The organism is Pseudomonas sp. A125 (assembly GCF_055409485.1).
Map to the genome: position 1 here is coordinate 30,405 of NZ_JBUZVP010000011.1, position 20,594 is coordinate 50,998.

A 20,594-nucleotide genomic window follows, 5' to 3' on the forward strand; every position below is an offset into this window, starting at 1 on the left:
GCATGTACAAAGAGCAATCTGAACGTTTGGTCAAGAAAATGGCCTTGGGCATTAATGCTGAAGCGGCAAATGTGATCGTTGCGCGTGCCTACGGGTACAACCGTCTGAACGCTAAAACTGGTGAACTCGAAGAGCCAATCAATGGCCTGCAGATGATCAAGACCCCTGATCAGATAAGAGCCATTTCCGATCGAAGCCTCCAGATGATGGAGTTCTTGCGAATGGCCATGAACATGGATCCCCTCAAGAATACGTTACCCGACATTCGTAAAGGGCACCCTCAGGGAACGCTCATTGCAACCATGTGGGGGTTTAGCAATTTTGAAGCGCTGAAGGCATACGCAAGGCAAGATAAGATAGATCCAACCTCTCAATCAGCGGAGGAAATGGCGAGATTCAAGGCTCGCACTGGTTTCATGCCACCCTCCCAATATTTACTGGGACGTGATTATGCCGGCCATACCCTAATCATCCATACCGAGCCCCTGCACATCTCTCAATGGATCGACCAAGAGATTTGCCTGAACCGCCTTGATGACCTGTTCGTTGCCGTAGTGCGAGCCACACACGATGGCGACAACTATCTGAACCGTTACAGCCGCGGCCATGATGTCTTCAGAAAGTCGCTTTCTGAAGATCACAGTTCGTTCATCCTGGGTGAACGTCAGAAGCATCCAGACCACCACTTGGCGGTGACGATTTTACCAAGTCGTACCTACACGCTCGAGCAGCTAGTCTCCGCTCATTATTCTGCCCTTAACGAGGGAGCTGTGCGTGGACGCACCCTCATCATCGACCGGGTATCGGTCGCGAGGGATGAGGAATCGGTCACTGCCGGTTTGAAGCTTGCCAGTAGCGTAGGCATCAACGTCGTTCTAACCATCTCTCATCCAGACCCGATGCTTTGGGACAAATTTGATAGTCGTGTCATATTTGGCTTCGACCCTACAATGGTTGCTACGGGCCATGAGCAAATGGATCAATCGCTAGTTGCTTCAGCTCCATTCATTGGCCTCAAGAAGAACAACCTGCAACTCGCCTATCATTCGAACGACACAGGAGTAATCTTCAGCATCGTCCAGCTCGTGCCGGAAACCCAAGCCCAGGCACAAGGAGCTACGCTATTCAAACGGATATTCGGCAAGCCTGCCGTCGGTTGAGCTCTCTCATTCCCAGACGCGTCCTAAATTAGCGCGTCTGTTATTGCCAAGAATCACAACCAAGTTGACAGAATTGTCGTAAAAGGGAGGTGTAGAATTCCCGCAACAGGAAGCTACACGCCCTGAAATAGAGCATTACCAGTCCACTCGGGCCGGAGACAAGAAAAGAAAAATCCTGGTTTTTTTTGAACCGATGGGCGGCGAGAGGGTCGAAGACACTTGAGATAGAAAGCTTTTCCAGATTTTCGCCGCTTTGCGAGATTTCTGAGACCGCTGCATAGGTGTCAATTTATCGCAAATTCACGGCCTTCATCTTCACAAAGCCCGGTCGTTCGTACAGAATGTGCGGAATGGGGTTCACTCCCCCATGCCAGTTTTTGACACAGTTTCTTGAGGAAAGCATAGGCTTTAGACCTCCTAACTCCTAAGTCACCCCCTTCTACATCCAAATGCCTATGGGTGCCGTTGCTTCTCCTCGACTTATTCAAGGCCCGTCCATGCAAATGGGCGGGCCTTGTCGTATCACAACCAAGCAGTCACTGCTATCGGGTCAGCGCGCTTCGGGGAAGGACTCGCCCAGACTGTGAAGAAAAATATGTTCACGAGATTCCGGAGCTTGTTCGGACAGGGCAATCCCAAGCTGGAAATTTCCGCTTCGATGATCAGTACCGCAGTTCACCACCCTCCCTTCGAATTGAAGCTCGTCACCATTCCGCTGGATCAGCTTCATCGAGATAGCATCTCCGATTCCTTTCTTCTTTTCTGTCAGGATCATAGCGCCCGCGATCGATAAATCTCGCACCCGGCAATCGGCCCAACCCAGGAGCCCTGCTACCAAACCCTTTCCTTTGATTTTTTGAGAGAGCAGCGCTCCTTCAGAGATCACGTACCGCGTGTGCCGTCGGCTGGACGCATTCATCCTTTGTTTCCTATAGCTAGTTGTGCGGATCTGTTCAGAGCGCCGTTACAGAAATCCGAGACCCCTTTTTGGCTGGTCACCTTCAAGGAACTGAATAGTATCGTCACAACATATTCAACGGCTATTCAAAACCCCCTTATGAAATTCCTCCCTAGCACAGCTTCAATTTGGCCCCGAGGTGCTGGTGTGCTCGAGTCCCGAATACCCTGGCAACTTCAGATCCCGGTGTTCCTTTTTGTTTACTTGGCTGTGTGTGTGACTCTCACATTCGCCACACCTGACGGCGAACAAATCACTTTCCTGAAAGTGCTCGAGGATCTTGGCGTCTACGTTCTATTTCTGAGCTTATGGACTGGTATCTATGCTCATTTCCGCCGTGAAATGACCTTGGGGTGGCTCGCGGCAATTGCCGCAGTTTCACTATTCCAAGAAGAGGTCAATTTTCTTAACCTGGGGTACGAAGGAATTTGCTGGATGGTCGGTCACGTACCCACCGGCGAAGAGCGCCAACGCGGAGACGTCTACACACTGGCTCTCGTTTTTACGAGCTTGATTTTGCGGTTCATCGCCCAGCGTGGGTTCCGCAGTTTCATGCGAATTCACATCACATTCTTCCTTGTGGCCTACACCACCTTCTTGTGCTGCATCCACTATCTCTTCGCTTACTACATCCAGGGCGAATTGCTGACAGAAAGGATGCGTTACCAAGAGGAACTGACGGCGACCTATCCGGGTCGGTTCAAGTATGAATGTGAGCGTCTACCCATCAAATGCTTTCAATGGGTGGGAAATGAAATCCCAGCTGAGGTTTTGGCTGCACCTTCTGCTCAAGGTATCCTAGAGTCGATCGAAAGCTCAAAAATGAGTGTTACCGGATGGCTAGAGGTCTTCCCTGCTACCGATAACGAATCCGATACCGTCCTGAGGGGGGTTAGCGCAAGCCAGAAGGTGATCATCACTGCTTACAAAAACGACACCCTACATCGGGCGGTTTTCGATGAAAAATTCCCTAGTCATTCCCTCAACGTCGCCAAGGTTGGTCTACTTTCGTTCTCAACCACATTCATAGCTGTGTGGTTTTTTGGTGGGATGCATCTGGTCTTTATGCACCAGGCCCGCAGGAAGTCAAAACCCAAGGGAGCAATTAAGTGATCCTCGACTATAAGCTTTGGAAGCAACAGGTCATCAGTCAGGCCGTCTCTGCACATGAACAGTCACTCCCTATGGTGAACCAGCTCGCCAATCCCCAGATAATGGCTCTTTACGACAAGATCCTTGGGGTTCTCACTGGGCCGCACACAATCCGAGTCCGCCGAGACCCGGGGCTGTTTGATGCACTGCGCCTAAGGAAAGCGCAGCGATCCTTCGCAAGCGCCCTCTATCATCATCAGAAAATTGCAGATCTGAACAAATAATATCGGTCAAAGTCGCTGAAATGGGGCTGTCTCTTTCCACTATTAGGGCATGAGATATTTCAAGGGCCCCGTCCAATGTACAGCGAAGCGAAATCTGCCCAAGCCTGGGATCTTGCAGATCCCAGGACCATGCGCTCGAATTTTTCCTCCGCCAGCTTCTACATCGTCATCGATGGGCTGGACCACCCTATCGTCCTGCAAACTGCCAAAACGATTAAAACTGCCCTGCGCCGCACGCAAGGGGTGAAGGTGCGAGGCCCTCTCGCGCTTCCGACTGTACGCAGACGTCACATCATTCTCCGAGAAGCCCTGTCCAATGGCTCCCGCGGTCTTTACTGCGCCAAAGCCAAACGAATCAGGAATGTCCTCCTGGTTGAATCTCCAACCTCGGAATCCATCATGTCGCTCGTGGCGTTACCACTGCCGGCGACTGTCAACATCAAGATCGAGTCGTACCAGAGCCAATACGACTTGAAGGAAGCTCAATAATGGCAAACGGTTTCTCACACGCCATGAAACACCCAAACATTGCCGTCCTCGAAACGCCCGAACCTGACTGGTTCAAAACAAGCCCTCAAAAGGGAACGTGGGCCAGTTGGCTCATCCATGGCAACCATTACGGGACATTGATTGACCTCCCGCCAAAGACTCAACTGGACATCGACCGAGGGAATTTCTTCATCGTCCTTCAAGGCTGCGTGGTTGCCTATGCACTTTCGCCAGATGTCCAGGGCAAGGGGATCTTCGTAGACGCCCTTCGGAAGGGTGACATAATCTGGCCACTTCAACCTAAGCAGGTACGGTTTGGCTACGAGACTCGAAGCCATACCTTCCTACTCGCTGTCTCAAAGTCAAAATACGATGAGTTCATGAAAGCGAACAGCTACAGCGAGACTGTTCTCATGGCCGCTGAACTGAACTTGATGACCAAGCATTCCCAGGCTGCGCAGTACCTATTTGCCAAGGACCTTGATCGCATCAAGCGGGTGATTACCATGCTGGTTGAGCATCCCGACTCACGCCCCACGGCCCGCGGTATAGAGGTCCATGCCAGCAAAGATGAAATAAGAACCCTTGCGGGGGTCGAGAGGCGGTCGGGCAGTCGCGCGTTCAAAGCATTGGAAGAGGAAGGGTTGCTGAAGTTTGATGGGTACAAGACCTTTTTCTTTCAATCACAATCTGAGGTTTCGGCATGCGCCGCAGTACGAACGTAGCTGTTAGCAAGATCGCCGCTTATGCAGAGGATCCGCGCAAGTTCGTTGGGGCCGGTGGTGGGGCATACAACCAACGTTTAGCCAAAATGGGTACCGCAGCGCATGGCCGGATCGGCGCGGGGCCAAGCAAAGGCGGATTTATTGCCATTGTGTTGGTAGCCATCGCCGCCCTGCTCTACTTTAAGGTGATTACATTCTGACATGCTGATCATTCTTGGAATTATTGTAGCGGCCCTGTCGCTGTATCTGGCCCTCAAAGCCAAGGCACCACTCGATATTTACAAGCAGTTTTCGCTGCCTGCAACTCAGTGGGTAATTGTAGGGACTGACCTAGGCAAGGGGCATCCACGAAAACGGCTCAGCGCACTCGGCGTAGCAGGTGAACCGGATGCCATTTTCCGCGGAAATCGTACAGGGCAAATTGTAATCGGTGAATTCAAAAACCGAATGTACAAGGGGTTCGTACGACGCCGGGAATACTACCAGGTGATGCTGTATATCGGCCTTGCTCGGGAGGCATTCAAAGAATCGAATGTGGTTGGGCTGCTGAGCTTTAGAGATGAGTGTGTGCAGATCCCGTTCGATGAGCAGCTATTTCGAGCTTTGGTTTCCATCAGGACTGAGGTACCCATTTCACTCAAGAACAGAAAGCCGCAAGATTCAAGGCCTCTGCATAAGCGAATGGGCATCACAGTCAAGAACCCGAAAATCAGGTTCCCTCGTTAGGCTTAGGCAACCTCTGCAAGCCGGTCGAATGCTGGGAAATACAGCACCTTTTTAACAGGGATGGTGATACCGGCATCTTTCACAGCACGCTCGTACTCATCCATTTTCGGCCGGTACCGCTCAACCTCCCGCGCAACAAAAGCGTCTTCGGACATACCCTCCGGGCAGTCCGGAGTTTTGTAGTCGCTGATCCAGTAAACCCCATCATCTTCAAAAGGTCGATCCAGGAAGCGGTGAACCCAACGTCCGTTACGGTATGCACTGACCTGCACCTCATGGCCACTGCCCGGACGCTTCTTCAAGATCCATTGCCCATGAATACTGTTTACGGTATTGGACAGCAGCCGGAGGATGCGAGCAACCGCCTGAGGAACCTCAGCAGCAGGGAAGCCTTCACGACGAAGCATCGATGCGATAGCCTGAGCCTTTGTACGCACGCGAGCTTCATCCCAGAGTTCGATACCCTGCTTACCGATCTGCTCTACAAACCAGTGGTAGACGATACCGATGGTCTTGGCGCGATAGTCGCTCCCCTCCTCCTCCCGCAATTCATCGTTCAGTTCATTTTCAGTGGGTACTTGGTCATTGCTTGCAGCCGGAACAAAGACCGTTTTAGGCAATTCGACTTTGTAGCTGGGAGCCAGGCGTGCCTTAGAGGGAACCCCAGAATCCGTAACTGCAACAATAGGGAATGCCGGGGCGACCGCTTTCACTTGGGCTCCAATAGCCGACCACAAGCACTCAGCCAACGAACCTGCTGCTGGCTTGATTTCCTTCTCTTTCTGGACCTCACCCTCGGCAGCAGGGAAACGGTCGACGCATACGAAAAGGTGGCAATCTTCTTTGGCCCGAGTCGTCCCCACGTACGCCGCCCGACATACTTCATCAGAAATATCCTTGCGAACCATGCGGCCAACGAATTTGAATAGACGACTATCAGGGGTGGTAGTGTCCAAGTCTCCGAGGTTAGGAACGACGGAAAAGACACCATCCATCTGGCGGAAGTAGAACAGAGGCGCATCATCTTTAGCCCCGCCTTTGTTTAAGCCAGGAATCAACACAATGTCGTATTCCAGGCCTTTGGAGCCGTGGCAAGTCATGACTGTTACCGCGCCAGCTTTTGGGCTTGCATATGCTTTGTCAATCGCGCGGAAAAAGGCCTGAGGGTCAATAAGGTCACCTGACTCCGTGTGTGAAGTGAGTAGCTTGAAGATGGTTTCCACATCGTCCATCTCGCCAGTATTTACCGTTGCAGGTCCGCCCAAGGCGATCCAGGCTGATTTAACAGCCCAACCCAGCTCTGAACCACGACTGGAGCGCTTCACTCCGTCCAGAACCTCCAAGAGCCTCAACACTCGGGTCAGTCCTTCGGAAGACAATTGAGCCTGCACGCCTTCGTCGCGTAGAGCATTCTCAATGACGTTATGCCCCCGGGCGACAGTCAAACAGTCTGCCCAGCTAAGACCAACGAACGCTGCCCGTAACAGTGCGATCCACGAAGCTCGATCAGCGGAATGCCAGAGTGAACGAATCAGTGAAATCACTTCAGAGACAGGGGCAGCCTCTCCAATGGGATCAATATCCTTACCGCGAACCTCAATTCCAGCCTCTTTTAACATCGGCAGAATGTGTTTCAGGTGCGAGCGACCACGTACTAGGATTGCGATCGACTTTGAAGGGTCTTTTGAAAGGGCTTCCTGAACAACCTTTGTAACTTCTTCGGCTTCACCGATTTGACCTGTGGCCACGGGGTGTACGCTCACACCGCCATCGCCTTTCCGGAACGCTACCGATGGGACGAACTCATAAGCTGAGTCTTTGAAGACCTCGGCATAGGTCGCGTTATTCCACTCAACGACGCCCGGCAAGGACCGAAAGTTGACAGTCAACCGGAGAATATCCATTTGCTTGGGCCCGAAAGCTTTCGCCTCGACAACTGACGTGAACAGATTCAGGTCAGCGCCACGGAAAAGATAGATCGACTGAAAGCCATCGCCGACATAAGCGATAGAACGATTGTCGGCCGGCTCCCAGTTCTCTACCAGCAGTTTCAATAGGTCGTACTGGGCCTGGTTGGTGTCTTGGAATTCATCAACCATGATATGCAGAATCCGGTCTTCTTCGAGCAAGGCGTCGCCGACAGTCTCACCAGCGCCGAGAGCTTGAATGGCGCGCTGAGCGATTTCAGGGAAGTCCAGTGAGTTTGTCCCTTCCATTGCCAGCGTCAGATTGGCCAACAGATACCGAAGAATTACCGTGAAGTGCTCGACCATTTTTGCTGAACGAGCTGGGTATTGAAGTTCTGGCAGGGTTGCAAGTGTGGCTAGGGCCTGAGCATATTCTTGAGAATGAGGGTTAACCTTGAGGTCAGCCAGAATTCCATTCATCTCAACTGTGCAGAAATGCTTAGCTGGGAATCCGTTGGCTACGGTTACTTTCGCCCGGAGCGTGCCGGTACTAGTCAGCATGTAGGAGGCAAATTGCCCGAAATATTCGAGCGTTTTCGCACTCGCAATGGCAGCGGGCATTTCCGCAGCCCACTCGAAACCATCAAGGGCACCGGAGGCAGATTTAAGACAAGTCATTGCACGTTCGAGATCAGATCCTGGGATCAGTGAAATAGCTTGTTGGGCAGCATGCAGAACAACTGAGCTGACCGCTTCCTGCATTTCAATAGTGTCCAGTGCCATGATACGGCCGGCCCACTGATCGCGTTTCATTAGTAGGTTTTCGAACAGTGGAACCAAAGCTTCAAATCGGTTTTTAGCGAAAGACAATACCGCCTCAAGCGCGTTAGAGAGAGCCTCAGGAATGTCGTTGTCGTTAACGGACTTGAGGGTTTCGAGAATCGCTTGACGATAGATGAGCGAAGCATCGTCGGTAGTTTTACCGCCACCCAGCCCGGACATGATTGGAGTTTTGCTTGCCAGTGAAGCGCAAAAGCTATCGAAGGTCATAATGCGCAGACGGCTAGGGTTCAAGAGAAGGTTCCAACCCATTTCCTTATCTCGATCCAGCACCAAACGAGCCAGACGGTATTGCGGGAGCTCATGGGCCAATTCAGGCTCAATGCCAGTCGCTGCCTGCTGCAACGCACCAATAACACGCTCTACAATTTCAGCAGCAGCCATGTTGGTGAATGTGATAGCCAGCACTTCCTCAGGGCGCTCCACGACTGTCAGGCAGGAAAGCAAGCGCATTTGCAAGGTAGACGTTTTACCTGATCCGGCCGGGGCCAGTAACAGTAGCGAGCGGCGAGGGTCGATAGCCAGGGCGCGCGCTTCGGCATCTGCAATGCTGAGACCTCGGATTCCAGCAAAAATAGGGTCCAGGTGCGGCAGAGCGGCGAAGGGTACGAATGCAGTCATGTGGTCAGCTCCAATTCAGATACACCCAGAATAACGTCGCCCCCGCGTGCCACCAGCCGCCAAAGTAATCTTTCAGGACGCAGGTCGGTAAACCCGGGATTGGACTAAAAGTTTTCGCATGCGGAATGTTTTAAGCTATGGGCTCCCCTTCGCTATGCATTGGGAGCCCGACTGACGCTTATCGTGCGATAGGCGCAATGTACTCGTAGCCGATTGGAAACCCCTTTCCACATAGGTCCAGAGTCGCTTCGCCACGGATGAAGCCAGCACTCATAGAATCCAACTGCCGGTTCCATGCATCCTTCTGAGCTTCCCATTTGTCCGAGGTATCGACGTCCTCTTGTCTGGCCTTCTTCCCTTCGACGAGATTGGCCGAAAAGTTTGAGCGAGCATGAAAACCGAGAGACTTTTGATTCACCTGAGCCAGCACAATGCCGTCGATTGGTTCTACTGAAGCGACACTGAGGTCGATCTTGGTCGCGTAGATTGGCAATTGAGGCTCTGTGAGGGTGGAAGCATTCAGACTGTTCATCCGCATCTCTTGGCCTGTCTTGTAGTCAAACACAACACTCCGAGAGACCGTTTGCTCTTCGTTCAAGAAGATGCGCTCCCGACGATCAAGGCTTACCGTCAAAGGTACCTGCCCAACAACGATGTCATGGCGTTCTTCAAAGCCGATAACCTCGAACTCGAATTCCCGCTTCTTTTCGAGCTCCAACCACTCAATGGTCAGGTCGACGATACGACGTTGCTCAAGCATGATCAGCTTCATGCCGTAGCGCCAGATCAGCTTGTATAGAAGGTCCTCGGAAGCCAGCTGAGTGTGGTGCTGGACCTTGGCTTTGAGCTCGGCAACCGAGAATGCCTTGAGTGCCTTGGAGGTCACCACCTCAGTCCAAAATTTTTCAAGCACAAGGTGGATCATTGTCCCTTGGATTCGAGGATCAAGGCCGATGATTGGTTGCGGAAACATGTTGGCTCGTAGGCGATTGCGCACGAATGAAAAGAATGGGGACTCTGCATAGTCCTTGAAGATGCGAACTCCACCCTTGATATCAGTTAGTTCGATATCGCTGACAGCTGGGGCCACCTCTTGCTCGTAATTATTCCTATCCAACTGGCCCATCAGGTCATCAAGGAAGTCACCCTTTGTTTCCAGGGTAGGTGCAGTTGCGGGCCACGTGCCAAACAACTCACTGGCCCCGATGGCCGCCCCCTTTTCGTTATGGCTGGGGCACGACACCGTGACGTCAGCGCTAGAGCTGAGGAGTGCGCCCACGACACTTTGAGCATATGCGAGCATCCCTTCGCTAGAGGCGTCAGAAATCCCCGCATCAATCTGAAGATCGGTAGGAATGAAGGGTGATGGCTCAGCGCGGCCCGGCAATACGTTGTTCGATGCGCCAACGATCCATAAGGCGTCGAAGTTGAGGCCGATAGCATCCTCATAGCCCAAGATCGAAACTGGGGCCAAATGGCTGATACGGGGCTGGAATTGTCGTGTGTCTACGACCTCCCTGAGCCACATGAATGCTCGCTCATACTGAACAGTCCCGAGTTGAGCATCCAGTGTGCGGAACATTGCAAGCGCCTCAGCCCAAGCATTAAGTGTCTGGAAATTGGCACTGTCCAGTTCGCTCTGACCGGGCCAGCCCATATCGTTCAGGGCTTCGGTAAAATGGTCGGCCCACTCAGATGGATATCGGCTTTGCTCGCCGGACACCAACTTCTCAAGAAGTCCACCAAAGCGCTTTCGGAAATCAGGAACTGCATCCCCCTTGTATGCCCCAATAGCCCGCAGAAAATCCTTGCCACCCATGTTCAGGCCTAGGTTGTCACGGAACCACAGATCCAGAAGGGCACGGGTCGCAGACTCGCCCACATGGCCAGCAATCCAGCGAGAGCGCAGCACACGGCTGAAAGTCTCGGAATCTGCCTTGTCGGGCGTGATGGACAACAGATCCATAGCCGCACGGATCATGGGGCGGCTACCCAGCGTTGCACCACTGGAAATATCCCACGGCGCGCGTGTTTCACCATCCGGACCAGCAGGCATTAATGATCCTGGGCTCGTATGCAAGCTCAGCGCATCAAGCAAGGGGCCTTTGTAGGAACGGATGTCAGGTACGACGATGGCGAGTGAAGGTGCAGCATGAGGGGCGTCCACGAAGGGCAGCAGGTGATTTGACACCCATTGCGCGACCTCTAGCATTTCGCTTGCATTATTGTGGCTGCGCACAAGACGCGGGGTCGTCTTATCCCCCTCTGCTGAGACGATAATTACATCAGTACCGAGATCCTCTAAGGCATCGAACACGGCCTTTTCTGCTGGGTTCAGGGACATCATGCCTACGATAATCACCCGCTCCGGGGGTTGAACATCGCCAGCCTTGATAGCCTTAAGCAGAAGCGTAGGGAGGTGAGCACGGAACACATACTGTTTTGCGCCGCACACGCTATCGAGTTGAGTCTTCCATTGGAGGAAGGCCTCAAACTCTTCTTTGAATCGGAAGCGATCACTATCCATCCCAATCAGGTACTTGTTTACCTGCGAGTACGCCACCCCAACTCGGCGAGCTGCGTTCGTGGAAGAGATCATGTTTGACGGCAGTAGGTCCGACTGGTCAATTACCGACTTCACAGTGGCCAACTCCTGAACAGGGTTGAGGGCTTGTTCGTCGGGCATCAGCTCCAACCAAGTGGTCTCAATCCACTTCGTGATGGTCATAATCTGCCCCTGGGTGAACCAAGCCTTCTTCCCACCTACCGCCTGGAGCAGTGCTGCTTGTAGCTTAATGTGTCGCGCGACACGCTCTGTCGAGGCCAGGACAACTGTCCCGTCTGTGATGTTTGAGAGGTGGCTGAGGAATTTCATTCGGGCAGATCTCCGTTATCGATACACCCAGAATAACGGCGGTCTTTAGTGCCACCAGCCCAGACCAAATGAATCATTTCCAACGGAATGCGGCAAATGGGGTAGTGAGATCCCACTATTAAGGTATCCGCTCAATGCTTGGTTGCGTCATATGTCGATCCAGAGGTTATCCCAGACTTCGCCTTGGGCACATGAGGGATCAGTGCCCGTAAGATTCAGCCTGGCATACCAGCCAGTCTTCAGTGTCATGGATGACCAAAGATCAGTAATAGCCTTTGAGTCCTTGCTTCGGATTTCTGACAGCACTGGGACTCAGGGGCCAGCTGCGCTTGTCGCGCGTGCAGAGTCTGATGGTTCGATTGTCGATATCGACCGCTGGGTTCTGGCCCAGGTGATCAATCAATTGAAATCCCGGCCGAGGCTTTCTGTCTGGATCAACACAAGCCAGTTGTCGATCGCGCACCCATCCTTCGTCGGAGATGCCGTGCAGGCCCTCCTTGCAGCGAATGTGATGGGCAGGGTCACGTTTGAAGTGACTGAAACTGCAGACGTTGATGCTCACCTGCTTGCGAAGCGTCTTGAGGCTCTTCGTTTACAGGCGCTGACAGTGATGGTCGATGACGTGCGTGATGGTTACGCAAAGCGCTCGCTCTTGCTTAGCGACTCGGTTGTTGGCTGCAAACTCTCACGCGAGTCAACCATGGAACTCATGGTGTCTGAGTCAGCGCGGGCAGAGGTGCAGCGTCTGGTGAAGCTTTGCCGTCGGCGGGGTAAGCAGGTTGTGCTTGAGGGAATTGAGACTATAGACGAGTTGTCACTGGCCAAGCATTTGAATATTGACCTTTGCCAAGGGTACCTGCTTGGTATGCCGGCAATCCCCTCAGAATTACAACACTTCGCCGAGATGCGCCCCTGACTGAGGGGCGCTACAGCGTATCAATACATTACCGAACGTAGTCCAGTTGTGAGTCGTTGATACGACCACGTGTCTCAAGCCATTGGCGAAGTTCTTCACGTGTTGCCTGATTCTTGCTTACCCAAGCTGTCGCCGACTGGGCCATAGATACACGTTTCTGAGAAACCATTTCGTTCATCAACTGAGGCAACTTCTCTGGGCCGTCAGCAATGATCTGACGTACAGAGTTGGTTACATACAGCGATTCGTAAATGGGAAGCGGCTTGCTTTTCCCGTCACCGCGTCGATAGACATGCTGCCACCAAAGTCCGCGTAGAACAGATGGCAAGATCCGAGCGAGTTTGGGATCGAGCAGCGAAGCCATGCGCGTTGGGATATCGATGGCACTGTCCGCATGGAGGGTACCCACAACACTGTGACCGAGGGATGCGGCGAGAACCGCTGCGTCGGCAGTTTCTGGGTCACGAATCTCACCAACCATAATTGTGTTGCGATACTGCCGGACGAAGTCACGGATCGCTTCTGCGAATGAGTCAACGTGCGTACCTACTTCACGCTGAATCACTCCCCCGCCCCGGAACTCAACTTCAATAGGATCCTCCACCGTACCGAGGTTTCCGCGTTTGCGCCCCAACTGCTCGATTGCTGAGATCATCGTTGTCGATTTACCTGACGACATCTGCCCCGCAAAAATGGTCAAGCCCGACCCCTCAAGAAGCGGACGTATCGCGTTCCAGTCCAACCCTAGATCTTTCTCAATTCGCGGTATCGAGCTCATGAGTTTACGCATGGTAATGACCTGGCCGCCCGAGGAGTCAGCCAAGATGCAGCGGTAACGTTCCCCGTTGAACGGGGTGGTGAAGTTTGCGGCCTTACGCTTGTTACCTCTACCCTTCTCAGAGAGCATTTTATCGAAGAAGTCTTTCCACGCTCCTGGAGGCTTCATTATTTCGAACCGACCGCTGTTATCTTCAGCCTCAAGGCTGTCCTTGGTCAGAGTGATGTTAGTCGCGTCCTCCGGCCTCAAGGGTTTGTCATTAAGATGACTGGTTGTGAGCACAGACACCGGGTTTCTCCTAGTACAGTTGAACGGGGCCACTGAGGCGGGGATCTAAGGCGTTGCGATTGATGGCATGTGCCACAAATCGCTTTGCGCCGAAGCACTCATCGTCAGGCTTGTTTGGTTTTGCGAACTCGAGAAGGCATGCGTTACGAAATTCGCAGGATGCACATTCAGGATTGTTGTTCCTACGCATCTGCCGACGCAGGTACAGAAGCCGCTCTCGCGAACAGAGGATGTCTCGAAAAGTCACCCCCGGCTCAAGGATGTTCCCAAATGAGTGCAGGTACTCCTTCCAGCCATCACGGTAATTGGGAAGAACCATGTCGCCATCGGGGAGGAGGAACAGTGTTTGGCCGGCCATGTTGCTCATGGCGTTGCCTTTGATCTTTTCCACGGCAAAGTGTGCTTCGCCGATCGCAGGAGCATTGACCCCACGCTCCTGCAGCTCGTACCAGTAGTCGAGCATTTCGATCATGAAGTCATTGAAGGCTTTCATGGTTGGGGCAAGTACTTCGTATTTGCCGGGCACGTCGTTCTGCTCATTGAGCATGAACGGCAGCCAACCCGACTCCTGAATTCCCATCTCACGTAGCTTATCCAGAGTGTGCCTTGGGCCCTGGGTCAGGAGGTCCGAGTTGACCACGCTGATGGTACCGACATTCAGACCTCGCCTGATCGCCTCCCGAACCTTGAGTTCCCACTTGCGTACATAGTTACCTGAACGCATATCGCCATCGTATGAGGTCTGTACATAGCCATTGCAGTGCTTCTTCCACAGCGGTTCCCATACATCGAGGTCGACACCAAGCATTGAGGTCAGCATCACATGACGTACTTGGTAGCCCTCTGCTGCTGGGAACTCTTCAGCCATCATCTGAACGTAACCTTCGAAATATTCAGGCCCGGCGGCAGTTGGCTCCCCACCGTAGTTGTACGCAATGATGGTTTTCTGATCCGGCTGCTGCTCCTCGAAATAGTCGTAGATCTTGCGACAAATGACCCGCAGATCATCGAGGGACATAACGCTCTTATCTGCTCGCTGCTCCTTGCTCAGATAGCAATGTTTGCAGTTATAGGGGCAGTGCAGCGTCGGCATTATGGTGAAAACGAAGTAACCATTTTCAATCGTGTCTGGCCGAAGGGCTGGGCCCATGAGTGAAAAGCTATCGCTGCCGGACTGCACGCAGCACCTCCTCATCGATAACGAATCGGCCTTGGCCAAGCTTGTTGGATTCCTCAATGAGGGATTCAGCTTTTCTGAAATACGGCGAAGAGGCGTCCTCTACGTAAATCGGGGTCGACTCAAGGTGGGTCTCGAATTCAATCTCTTCAGGCGTGCGCTCGCCGCTGCCCTGCCCTTGCTTTTTCTCCAGGGCAACGAGGGTTTCGAAACTCAGCAATTTCTTGGCAGCGCGGAAAATTATTCGAGCCAAGAGAGGGAAAATTGAGAAGAATCCTGGTGTTCTAGACTCGTCCACTTTCACCCCACCGCAATCAAGTTATTTCCCATCGCGCGCTCACGCTCGAGAACAGACTTTGGAAGTACGCCTTTTTCCTCGACCAGATGGCGCACGTACTTTATGAAGGTCTTGAAGCCCGGGCATTCGTCTTTCTGATTCCACTGCTCATGCAATACACCGCAGTTTGCCTGGCACAGCGTTCGCTCATCGCAGGTACGACATATCTCTGGCAATCGCCGTGCCTTCGCGACCTCTCGCAAATAACTTTTTGAAGTGAGAACATCGTGGACGGACGTCGTAAACTCAACTTCGGTAACACCACCCTCCCCAATGACCTCTCTCGTCTCAAAGACATTGCCGTGGGAAACGTAGTCGTTAGTGCCACCCTTTTCGATACAGCTGATCGTACGGCCGTCAGAGTCGAAATCCAGAGCGCCAGCGACGATTGGACATACCACGTCGTCCGAGGGGACGTTCCGGAACACAGCTTCAAGCCATGACTCGCAAGGATTGATCCAGAGGTCATCGATGTGATCACGCTTGGCCAGGTACCAGTCCATCAGTTCCATATAGAACTTTGAGGTTGCCGCGTGCTTGGGCTGAATGAGTTTTGCATTAAGATCCCCATCGCCCGATGGGATGAAGAAGCCGAAATGGACTTTCGTGAAACCCAATTGGTACAACTCTTCCATCATCGCAACGGCGCCGGCTTCGACAACAGGCTTAACTAGCGCAGTCGTGACAGCGAAATCTTTGGGGCCGTAGATTTCTGGTTGTCGGGATTCATTCATGAGCGTGGTCACATTGTTTCGCCAGATCTCTTCCTGCCTACCCTTCGTGAACCTGGTAGACCGCTCATAGGATGTTGATATCTTGTCGAACAGCCGGGCGACATCAAGCGCCTCTTTTGTCACAAGGTTGGTCACAATCGAGAATGAAACTGCTTGTGGGATCAGGGCAAGCAATGCCTTAGCTTTAGGCAATGCGCTTTCATAGAATGGGACTCCAAGCATCGAGGGTTCACCGCCGATGACGTGGATATCGACATGGTTGTAGCGCTGAGCGAAATTATGATCCGCCTGCATGTGCTCGACGATCCCAGCCACAATGTGGAGAAACTCCGTTTCGCTCATGTCAGGACTCTTGTCCTTTTTGTCGGACAAAATGTAGCAGTGTGAGCAACGTAGCTGGCACCGGCGAGTGACGTTGATCTGAAACAGGAATGTGCTGCGCCCCGTTTCGCCGATTGAGGTCAAGCCTGGCTGCATGGGGGCGTTCCTTTAAATAAGACTGATCGGAGGTCGTCGATTCGTCCGTCGCTATCAACCACCTCGGGTTTGTTTAATCTTGCTTGGCCAACGCGCGTGTAAGCACTCCCGCTTGAGTCAACGAACGATGACGGGTGGCTTGTCAAAACGACGTTGCGGGCGCTGATGAATTCGATCTCATCGTGGTTGATGATCGTTCGGTGTAGACGTCTTGAGAGGTATTTCCAGGCAGGGTTGATTCCCGCTGCATCCCGCTCTCCAGGACGTACCGGAAACAACACTTCACGACCTGGCTCACCACGGATATGTCCGTGACTAGTCTGAAAGGTCGCACCATCAATCAAGGTGACCCGGCTAGTGGCCATGCAAGCGCTGCAGAGAAATGAAAGGCATTCGGCCATAGAGACCCCGGAGGGTAATGACGGGAATCGACTGCGGACTTCCTCGGCGATCGCTTCATCCCAAGAGTTGAAGATCGCGACCGCATTTTTGCCATAGTCAGGATTGGGCCATGATTTGGCGTCCAGTGTGTCTGGGAGCATGACAACTTTTTTGCCCTGGTCGGCCAGGGAAAGGGCTGCACAAATCCCCACGAGGGGATCATTTCCCATCACAATCGTGTCGGGACGTAGCGACCCGTAAATCCCGTCCACAAAGGCATCAAGAACACGTAATACAACTCCAGTACGCGTTAGCGAAACCGGAGCCGTTATTAGTGCATCCCTGAATTGAAGCCGCCTCAGCGGGAGGTGAACACTGCTCAACGCCAATCATCTCCATATCTCTTGCGCGGGTAAGCACGCATTACATTCTCTCGATAGCCGAATTGGCCAATCAGTGTGTAGCGCGCCTTGTCGCAAAGGATCTCAGACACGCTATGAACCCATCTCGGGTTCGTGTTAATCAGCCATACGGCTGTGCCATGGTTGGGCGACACAGCTTCTTTCACGACAACCTTTGATGGATCGACAAGCGCTCCCTTGTCGTCAATGTCACCCTCACCCAACAACAGCTGCCCGCCGTCTTCAGGAGTCCAGATTTCGTCCGATAGGTAGATGATCACCACCATCTGCATGGGGTCGTAGGAGTCGTGGTGCCATCCCATCGAGTCCCCACGCTTACCACGCTGGAGCATCACGTTAGTCCGGCTCCAGTCGCCCATATGGGCCCGGATGTGCTCTGTCTCTTTGCCCAGACCAATCAATTCCATGGGCCCCAGGTAGTCCAGCGGTACTGACAGGCTTCGCGAGGGATCATCTTCTTCCCACGACACCACATCAGGGCTGCCAGGCTTATCGGGCTGGAAATCATCCGCCTTCGCGGCCTTCAGAAAAGCGTCAGCAATGTGCCTAGGGATAGAGCTTACAGCGAAGCCATCCCTGTAAATCGAATTCAGGTGCTTCAAAATTCAGCCTCCACCATTGCGGCCAGTTTGGCCCTATCAAGACCCGCTGATTTGGTGTTCGCGTGCCGCATGTCGATTCTATGAAGCCAATCAACGACCTCACCTAACCCATGCTCGGCGACGCCTTGATCGATCAGTGAGAACAGAGACTTCCAACTTGTGCAGTGCTGGCTTCTGCCGTACATGCCACGCCCTTGAGCTGCTGACTCGAACATACAGCCACCCTGGCATTCAGTGAGATACGGACACGAACGACAGTTGTCGTCGAGACGGTTCGGCCGCTCACTGAGCATTGCAACCATTTCAGCGTCCCAAATGCTTGTGAGGGCATTGCCTAGCTTCCCTATTCCGCCATCGGCCATGTCTTGGCATACATAGAGATCACCATTCGGCTCAAGGGAGAGTGACCGCTTGGTGCAGTCGGACTGAAACGCACAGGCAGCGCCTACAGCTTGCTGCTGGCCAGACAGCGTTCGAACTCGTGCCTGAGTGAGGTAGAAGTAAGGCTCTACGATGATGGGTAGTCGCATGAACCATTGGCGGAAACCTGTTACAAATGCGTCCCTTGTAGCCTCTGCCCCCTGCAAAACCTGGCCTGGAGTGCCCCCCTGGAAGAGCGGGCGGAGAGTCAGCATTCTTTGATCTCTGGCAGAGAGCATCATTTGTCGGGCTACGCCGTTTAGGCCAGATTCATCAAGGACATATACGGCCCCCGGCACACTCCGCTCACGCCGAAGAGCGGTATCAGCCTCCTTCCAAATAAGACGGTACTTTTCTGGCGAACCAGCAACGGTCCGGACATCACTCATGTCATCTACAGAAGTACCAAGCCGACCTTCAAACAAATCGTAAAGTCGTTTTGCCCGGGCGGGAGAACCAATCAGATTACTCTGGACACCATCTACAAATTGAATCCCACGTGAGGCTGCCATGTCGCGCAAGTAGGTGACACACTCCAATAGCTCTGCGTGAGGTACCGTCAAAATCTCTCCGCCGATGTACTGGGCAGTGAGATGTGTCGGAGAAATACCGAGTTTTTGAAACCCTTCCTGGAATATGAAATCGATAGAGCGCTTGAAGTCATTTGCGGGCATTCGTGTCGACTGCGATTCCTGCCAGCTACTGCAATACCCGCAATCGGCATTGCAGGCCTTTGTCATTCGAATATGAAGCGTGAGTGGTGAGGGAATCATGCTGCTCGCTCCCGCATCTGAATCACCTGGCTACAAAATTGGATCATCTCCTCATGGCTTCCACCGATCGTTTCCGCTCCAACTGGCAGACAACCCTCAAGCTCCTGAATCGTCCGCATCATCAGCTTGGACAGATACCATTCGCCGCGGTAACGAATCTCATTGAAAACGGCGACCGGGTCGAACTCGAGGAAATGAAAATTGCCATAGACAATATGCCGATAGAGCTCTTCTCCACCTTCGTCGGCGGCTTCAACGTACCAGCCCGGATAGTCATCGATTTGGGCACCAATTGCATCGTAGAAAAAGAGCCGCTCTACCCACCTTTTTTCGAAGAGCTTTCCAGGCTTCATTGCTACTAGCCTGGCCCGGTCGAACTCAGTGAAATACTTGTCGTAGTTACCAGCAACGCAGTCCTCAATGAGTGGCACATCCTTGCCCTTGGCCACAGCAGTCGTAACGAGCCTCTTTGTCATTCCCCCCTGGCGCCGGCGAGCTTCTGTTCGTCTGAGATAGCCAGCTCGGTCCAACCTACCTACCGTGGTTTCATCTGCAAAGTCCCACACGCGCTTCAAACCAGCACAATCGCCAGACGCAATGAGCGATGACATATTTGGATCGAGATCCTTATGCCACGCCCACCCTCCTGAGCAGGTGATGGCGAATTTGCACGTCCCGCATGCTTGATAAGGCATCCGATGCCGAGAGACGTACTCAGGAGTGTTATTGAAGATGGCCTTCGCTGAGAACAGTGGATCGTGCACGGATAGAGTCTGGGTCGGGAAAATTGACTCATTACCGGTGTAGCTAGAATTGAACGTGACCTGCCCATTGGGCTCGATTTCTATGTCGTATGAGTCGTTGCCTGGATAGTGATAGTGCTCGCCTGATCGGGAAGCGGTTCGCATCTCCACAAGCGGGCTGATAGTCACACCCTGTGGAACCAAGGAGTTGAGTTCAAGCAGGTAGTCGGAAACATCTCCGTACGTACAGGTCTTCAAGAAATAGCTCTTACCGCTGCCGGCCGGATACAGCATGTCGCAGCTGATGTCAGTTATTCCACGGCTGACGAACTCATCGACGATGAATTGAGGGCCGCGCTCAATGACTCCTCGGCTCATAGTGATACACAGTGTTTTCCGTTTGATACCGGTAATGGCTTCAAGCGTCGCGAAATACCGAGGAAGTAGTTTGTCGTTTTTTAGAAACCTGTTGGTGTCGGGCTCCCACGGGACAAAAATGTCAATCCCGTAGCCAAACTCGGTTCCGACAGAGTTGAGGAGGTCAATGTAACCAGGGTCTTTGAAGATAAGATTTGTGCACCAGATCAACGCTGCCTCAGCGTCATAAAGGGTTTCCCAGGCCTTCATAGTCTTGAGGGTCCACGGCAGGTTCCGCTCCCAGAACTGGAGGGGCATCATGGTCAACTCCCCACCCAGCAGCTCCACGTTTATCTTGGTGACCTTTTTGTCGCGACAGAACAACTCCTCGATCCGCTGGAAGGACTCGCGGTAAGTACCTTCATCCATCATGCTTTTGTCCCGCAAAAGGGCGGGATCGACATAGCAATGGGTGCAACTGAGGTTGCACAATCGGGTGGGCGCTATGCACA

At 52.9% G+C, this 20,594-nt stretch carries 19 protein-coding genes; 8 read left to right on the forward strand and 11 right to left on the reverse strand.

Annotated features, from left to right (window positions below; translation table 11 throughout):
• Nucleotides 1–2: 2 nt before the first annotated feature.
• Entirely contained in the window at nucleotides 3–1,160 is a 1,158-nt protein-coding gene (locus ACZRN6_RS16365) for a hypothetical protein (protein WP_078465822.1), read from the forward strand.
• A 550-nt stretch (nucleotides 1,161–1,710) separates the two neighbouring features.
• Here the strand turns inward: ACZRN6_RS16365 and ACZRN6_RS16370 are convergent.
• Nucleotides 1,711–2,079, reverse strand: coding sequence for a PilZ domain-containing protein (locus ACZRN6_RS16370; protein WP_078465823.1), 369 nt, complete (start codon nucleotides 2,077–2,079; stop codon nucleotides 1,711–1,713).
• A 186-nt stretch (nucleotides 2,080–2,265) separates the two neighbouring features.
• Here ACZRN6_RS16370 and ACZRN6_RS16375 point away from each other — a divergent pair, with 186 nt between their 5' ends.
• From ACZRN6_RS16375 to ACZRN6_RS16400, 6 genes are all read left to right on the forward strand, one after another.
• Nucleotides 2,266–3,231, forward strand: coding sequence for a hypothetical protein (locus ACZRN6_RS16375; RefSeq protein WP_078465824.1), 966 nt, complete (start codon nucleotides 2,266–2,268; stop codon nucleotides 3,229–3,231).
• Nucleotides 3,228–3,494, forward strand: coding sequence for a hypothetical protein (locus ACZRN6_RS16380; RefSeq protein ID WP_078465825.1), 267 nt, complete (start codon nucleotides 3,228–3,230; stop codon nucleotides 3,492–3,494). The genes ACZRN6_RS16375 and ACZRN6_RS16380 overlap by 4 nt, the downstream gene beginning before the upstream one ends.
• A gap of 75 nt (nucleotides 3,495–3,569) precedes the next feature.
• On the forward strand, nucleotides 3,570–3,983 hold the full coding sequence (locus ACZRN6_RS16385; RefSeq protein WP_078465826.1) for a 30S ribosomal protein S10: 414 nt from the start codon (nucleotides 3,570–3,572) through the stop codon (nucleotides 3,981–3,983).
• Nucleotides 3,983–4,708, forward strand: coding sequence for a Crp/Fnr family transcriptional regulator (locus ACZRN6_RS16390; RefSeq protein WP_078465827.1), 726 nt, complete (start codon nucleotides 3,983–3,985; stop codon nucleotides 4,706–4,708). Before ACZRN6_RS16385 ends, ACZRN6_RS16390 begins: the two co-directional genes overlap by 1 nt.
• On the forward strand, nucleotides 4,687–4,908 hold the full coding sequence (locus ACZRN6_RS16395) for a hypothetical protein (RefSeq protein ID WP_078465828.1): 222 nt from the start codon (nucleotides 4,687–4,689) through the stop codon (nucleotides 4,906–4,908). Before ACZRN6_RS16390 ends, ACZRN6_RS16395 begins: the two co-directional genes overlap by 22 nt.
• Nucleotide 4,909: 1 nt before the next feature.
• Entirely contained in the window at nucleotides 4,910–5,434 is a 525-nt protein-coding gene (locus ACZRN6_RS16400; RefSeq protein WP_078465829.1) for a hypothetical protein, read from the forward strand.
• Between the two features lie 2 nt (nucleotides 5,435–5,436).
• On the opposite strand, the gene ACZRN6_RS16405 is transcribed toward ACZRN6_RS16400, so the two are convergent.
• Both ACZRN6_RS16405 and ACZRN6_RS16410 read right to left on the reverse strand, forming a co-directional pair.
• On the reverse strand, nucleotides 5,437–8,802 hold the full coding sequence (locus ACZRN6_RS16405) for a UvrD-helicase domain-containing protein (protein ID WP_194940994.1): 3,366 nt from the start codon (nucleotides 8,800–8,802) through the stop codon (nucleotides 5,437–5,439).
• 178 nt (nucleotides 8,803–8,980) lie between these two features.
• Nucleotides 8,981–11,677, reverse strand: coding sequence for a PD-(D/E)XK nuclease family protein (locus tag ACZRN6_RS16410; RefSeq protein WP_221732158.1), 2,697 nt, complete (start codon nucleotides 11,675–11,677; stop codon nucleotides 8,981–8,983).
• A 151-nt stretch (nucleotides 11,678–11,828) separates the two neighbouring features.
• Between ACZRN6_RS16410 and ACZRN6_RS16415 the strand changes: the two genes are divergently transcribed.
• A complete protein-coding gene (locus tag ACZRN6_RS16415; RefSeq protein WP_260455852.1) occupies nucleotides 11,829–12,593 on the forward strand; it encodes an EAL domain-containing protein in 765 nt (254 codons plus the stop codon).
• A 28-nt stretch (nucleotides 12,594–12,621) separates the two neighbouring features.
• On the opposite strand, the gene ACZRN6_RS16420 is transcribed toward ACZRN6_RS16415, so the two are convergent.
• The 8 genes from ACZRN6_RS16420 to ACZRN6_RS16455 all read right to left on the reverse strand — a co-directional run bounded on the left by ACZRN6_RS16420 (nucleotide 12,622) and on the right by ACZRN6_RS16455 (nucleotide 20,514).
• Nucleotides 12,622–13,659 carry an ATPase, T2SS/T4P/T4SS family gene (locus ACZRN6_RS16420; protein WP_169904176.1) on the reverse strand — a complete coding sequence of 346 codons (1,038 nt, stop codon included), beginning with the start codon at nucleotides 13,657–13,659 and terminating at the stop codon, nucleotides 12,622–12,624.
• Between the two features lie 10 nt (nucleotides 13,660–13,669).
• Complete coding sequence (locus ACZRN6_RS16425) at nucleotides 13,670–14,839, reverse strand: radical SAM protein (RefSeq protein WP_311775960.1); 1,170 nt, start codon at nucleotides 14,837–14,839, stop codon at nucleotides 13,670–13,672.
• A complete protein-coding gene (locus tag ACZRN6_RS16430) occupies nucleotides 14,820–15,140 on the reverse strand; it encodes a hypothetical protein (protein WP_464008386.1) in 321 nt (106 codons plus the stop codon). The genes ACZRN6_RS16425 and ACZRN6_RS16430 overlap by 20 nt, the downstream gene beginning before the upstream one ends.
• Nucleotides 15,137–16,384: a radical SAM protein gene (locus ACZRN6_RS16435; protein ID WP_169904174.1), complete on the reverse strand. Its 1,248-nt coding sequence runs from the start codon at nucleotides 16,382–16,384 to the stop codon at nucleotides 15,137–15,139. Before ACZRN6_RS16435 ends, ACZRN6_RS16430 begins: the two co-directional genes overlap by 4 nt.
• A complete protein-coding gene (locus tag ACZRN6_RS16440; RefSeq protein ID WP_169904173.1) occupies nucleotides 16,369–17,037 on the reverse strand; it encodes a hypothetical protein in 669 nt (222 codons plus the stop codon). The genes ACZRN6_RS16435 and ACZRN6_RS16440 overlap by 16 nt, the downstream gene beginning before the upstream one ends.
• Before the next feature lie 107 nt (nucleotides 17,038–17,144).
• On the reverse strand, nucleotides 17,145–17,789 hold the full coding sequence (locus ACZRN6_RS16445) for a 2OG-Fe(II) oxygenase family protein (protein ID WP_169904172.1): 645 nt from the start codon (nucleotides 17,787–17,789) through the stop codon (nucleotides 17,145–17,147).
• Nucleotides 17,786–18,982, reverse strand: coding sequence for an SPASM domain-containing protein (locus ACZRN6_RS16450; protein ID WP_169904171.1), 1,197 nt, complete (start codon nucleotides 18,980–18,982; stop codon nucleotides 17,786–17,788). Before ACZRN6_RS16450 ends, ACZRN6_RS16445 begins: the two co-directional genes overlap by 4 nt.
• Complete coding sequence (locus tag ACZRN6_RS16455; RefSeq protein WP_228758998.1) at nucleotides 18,979–20,514, reverse strand: radical SAM protein; 1,536 nt, start codon at nucleotides 20,512–20,514, stop codon at nucleotides 18,979–18,981. The genes ACZRN6_RS16450 and ACZRN6_RS16455 overlap by 4 nt, the downstream gene beginning before the upstream one ends.
• Between the last annotated feature and the right edge of the window lie 80 nt (nucleotides 20,515–20,594).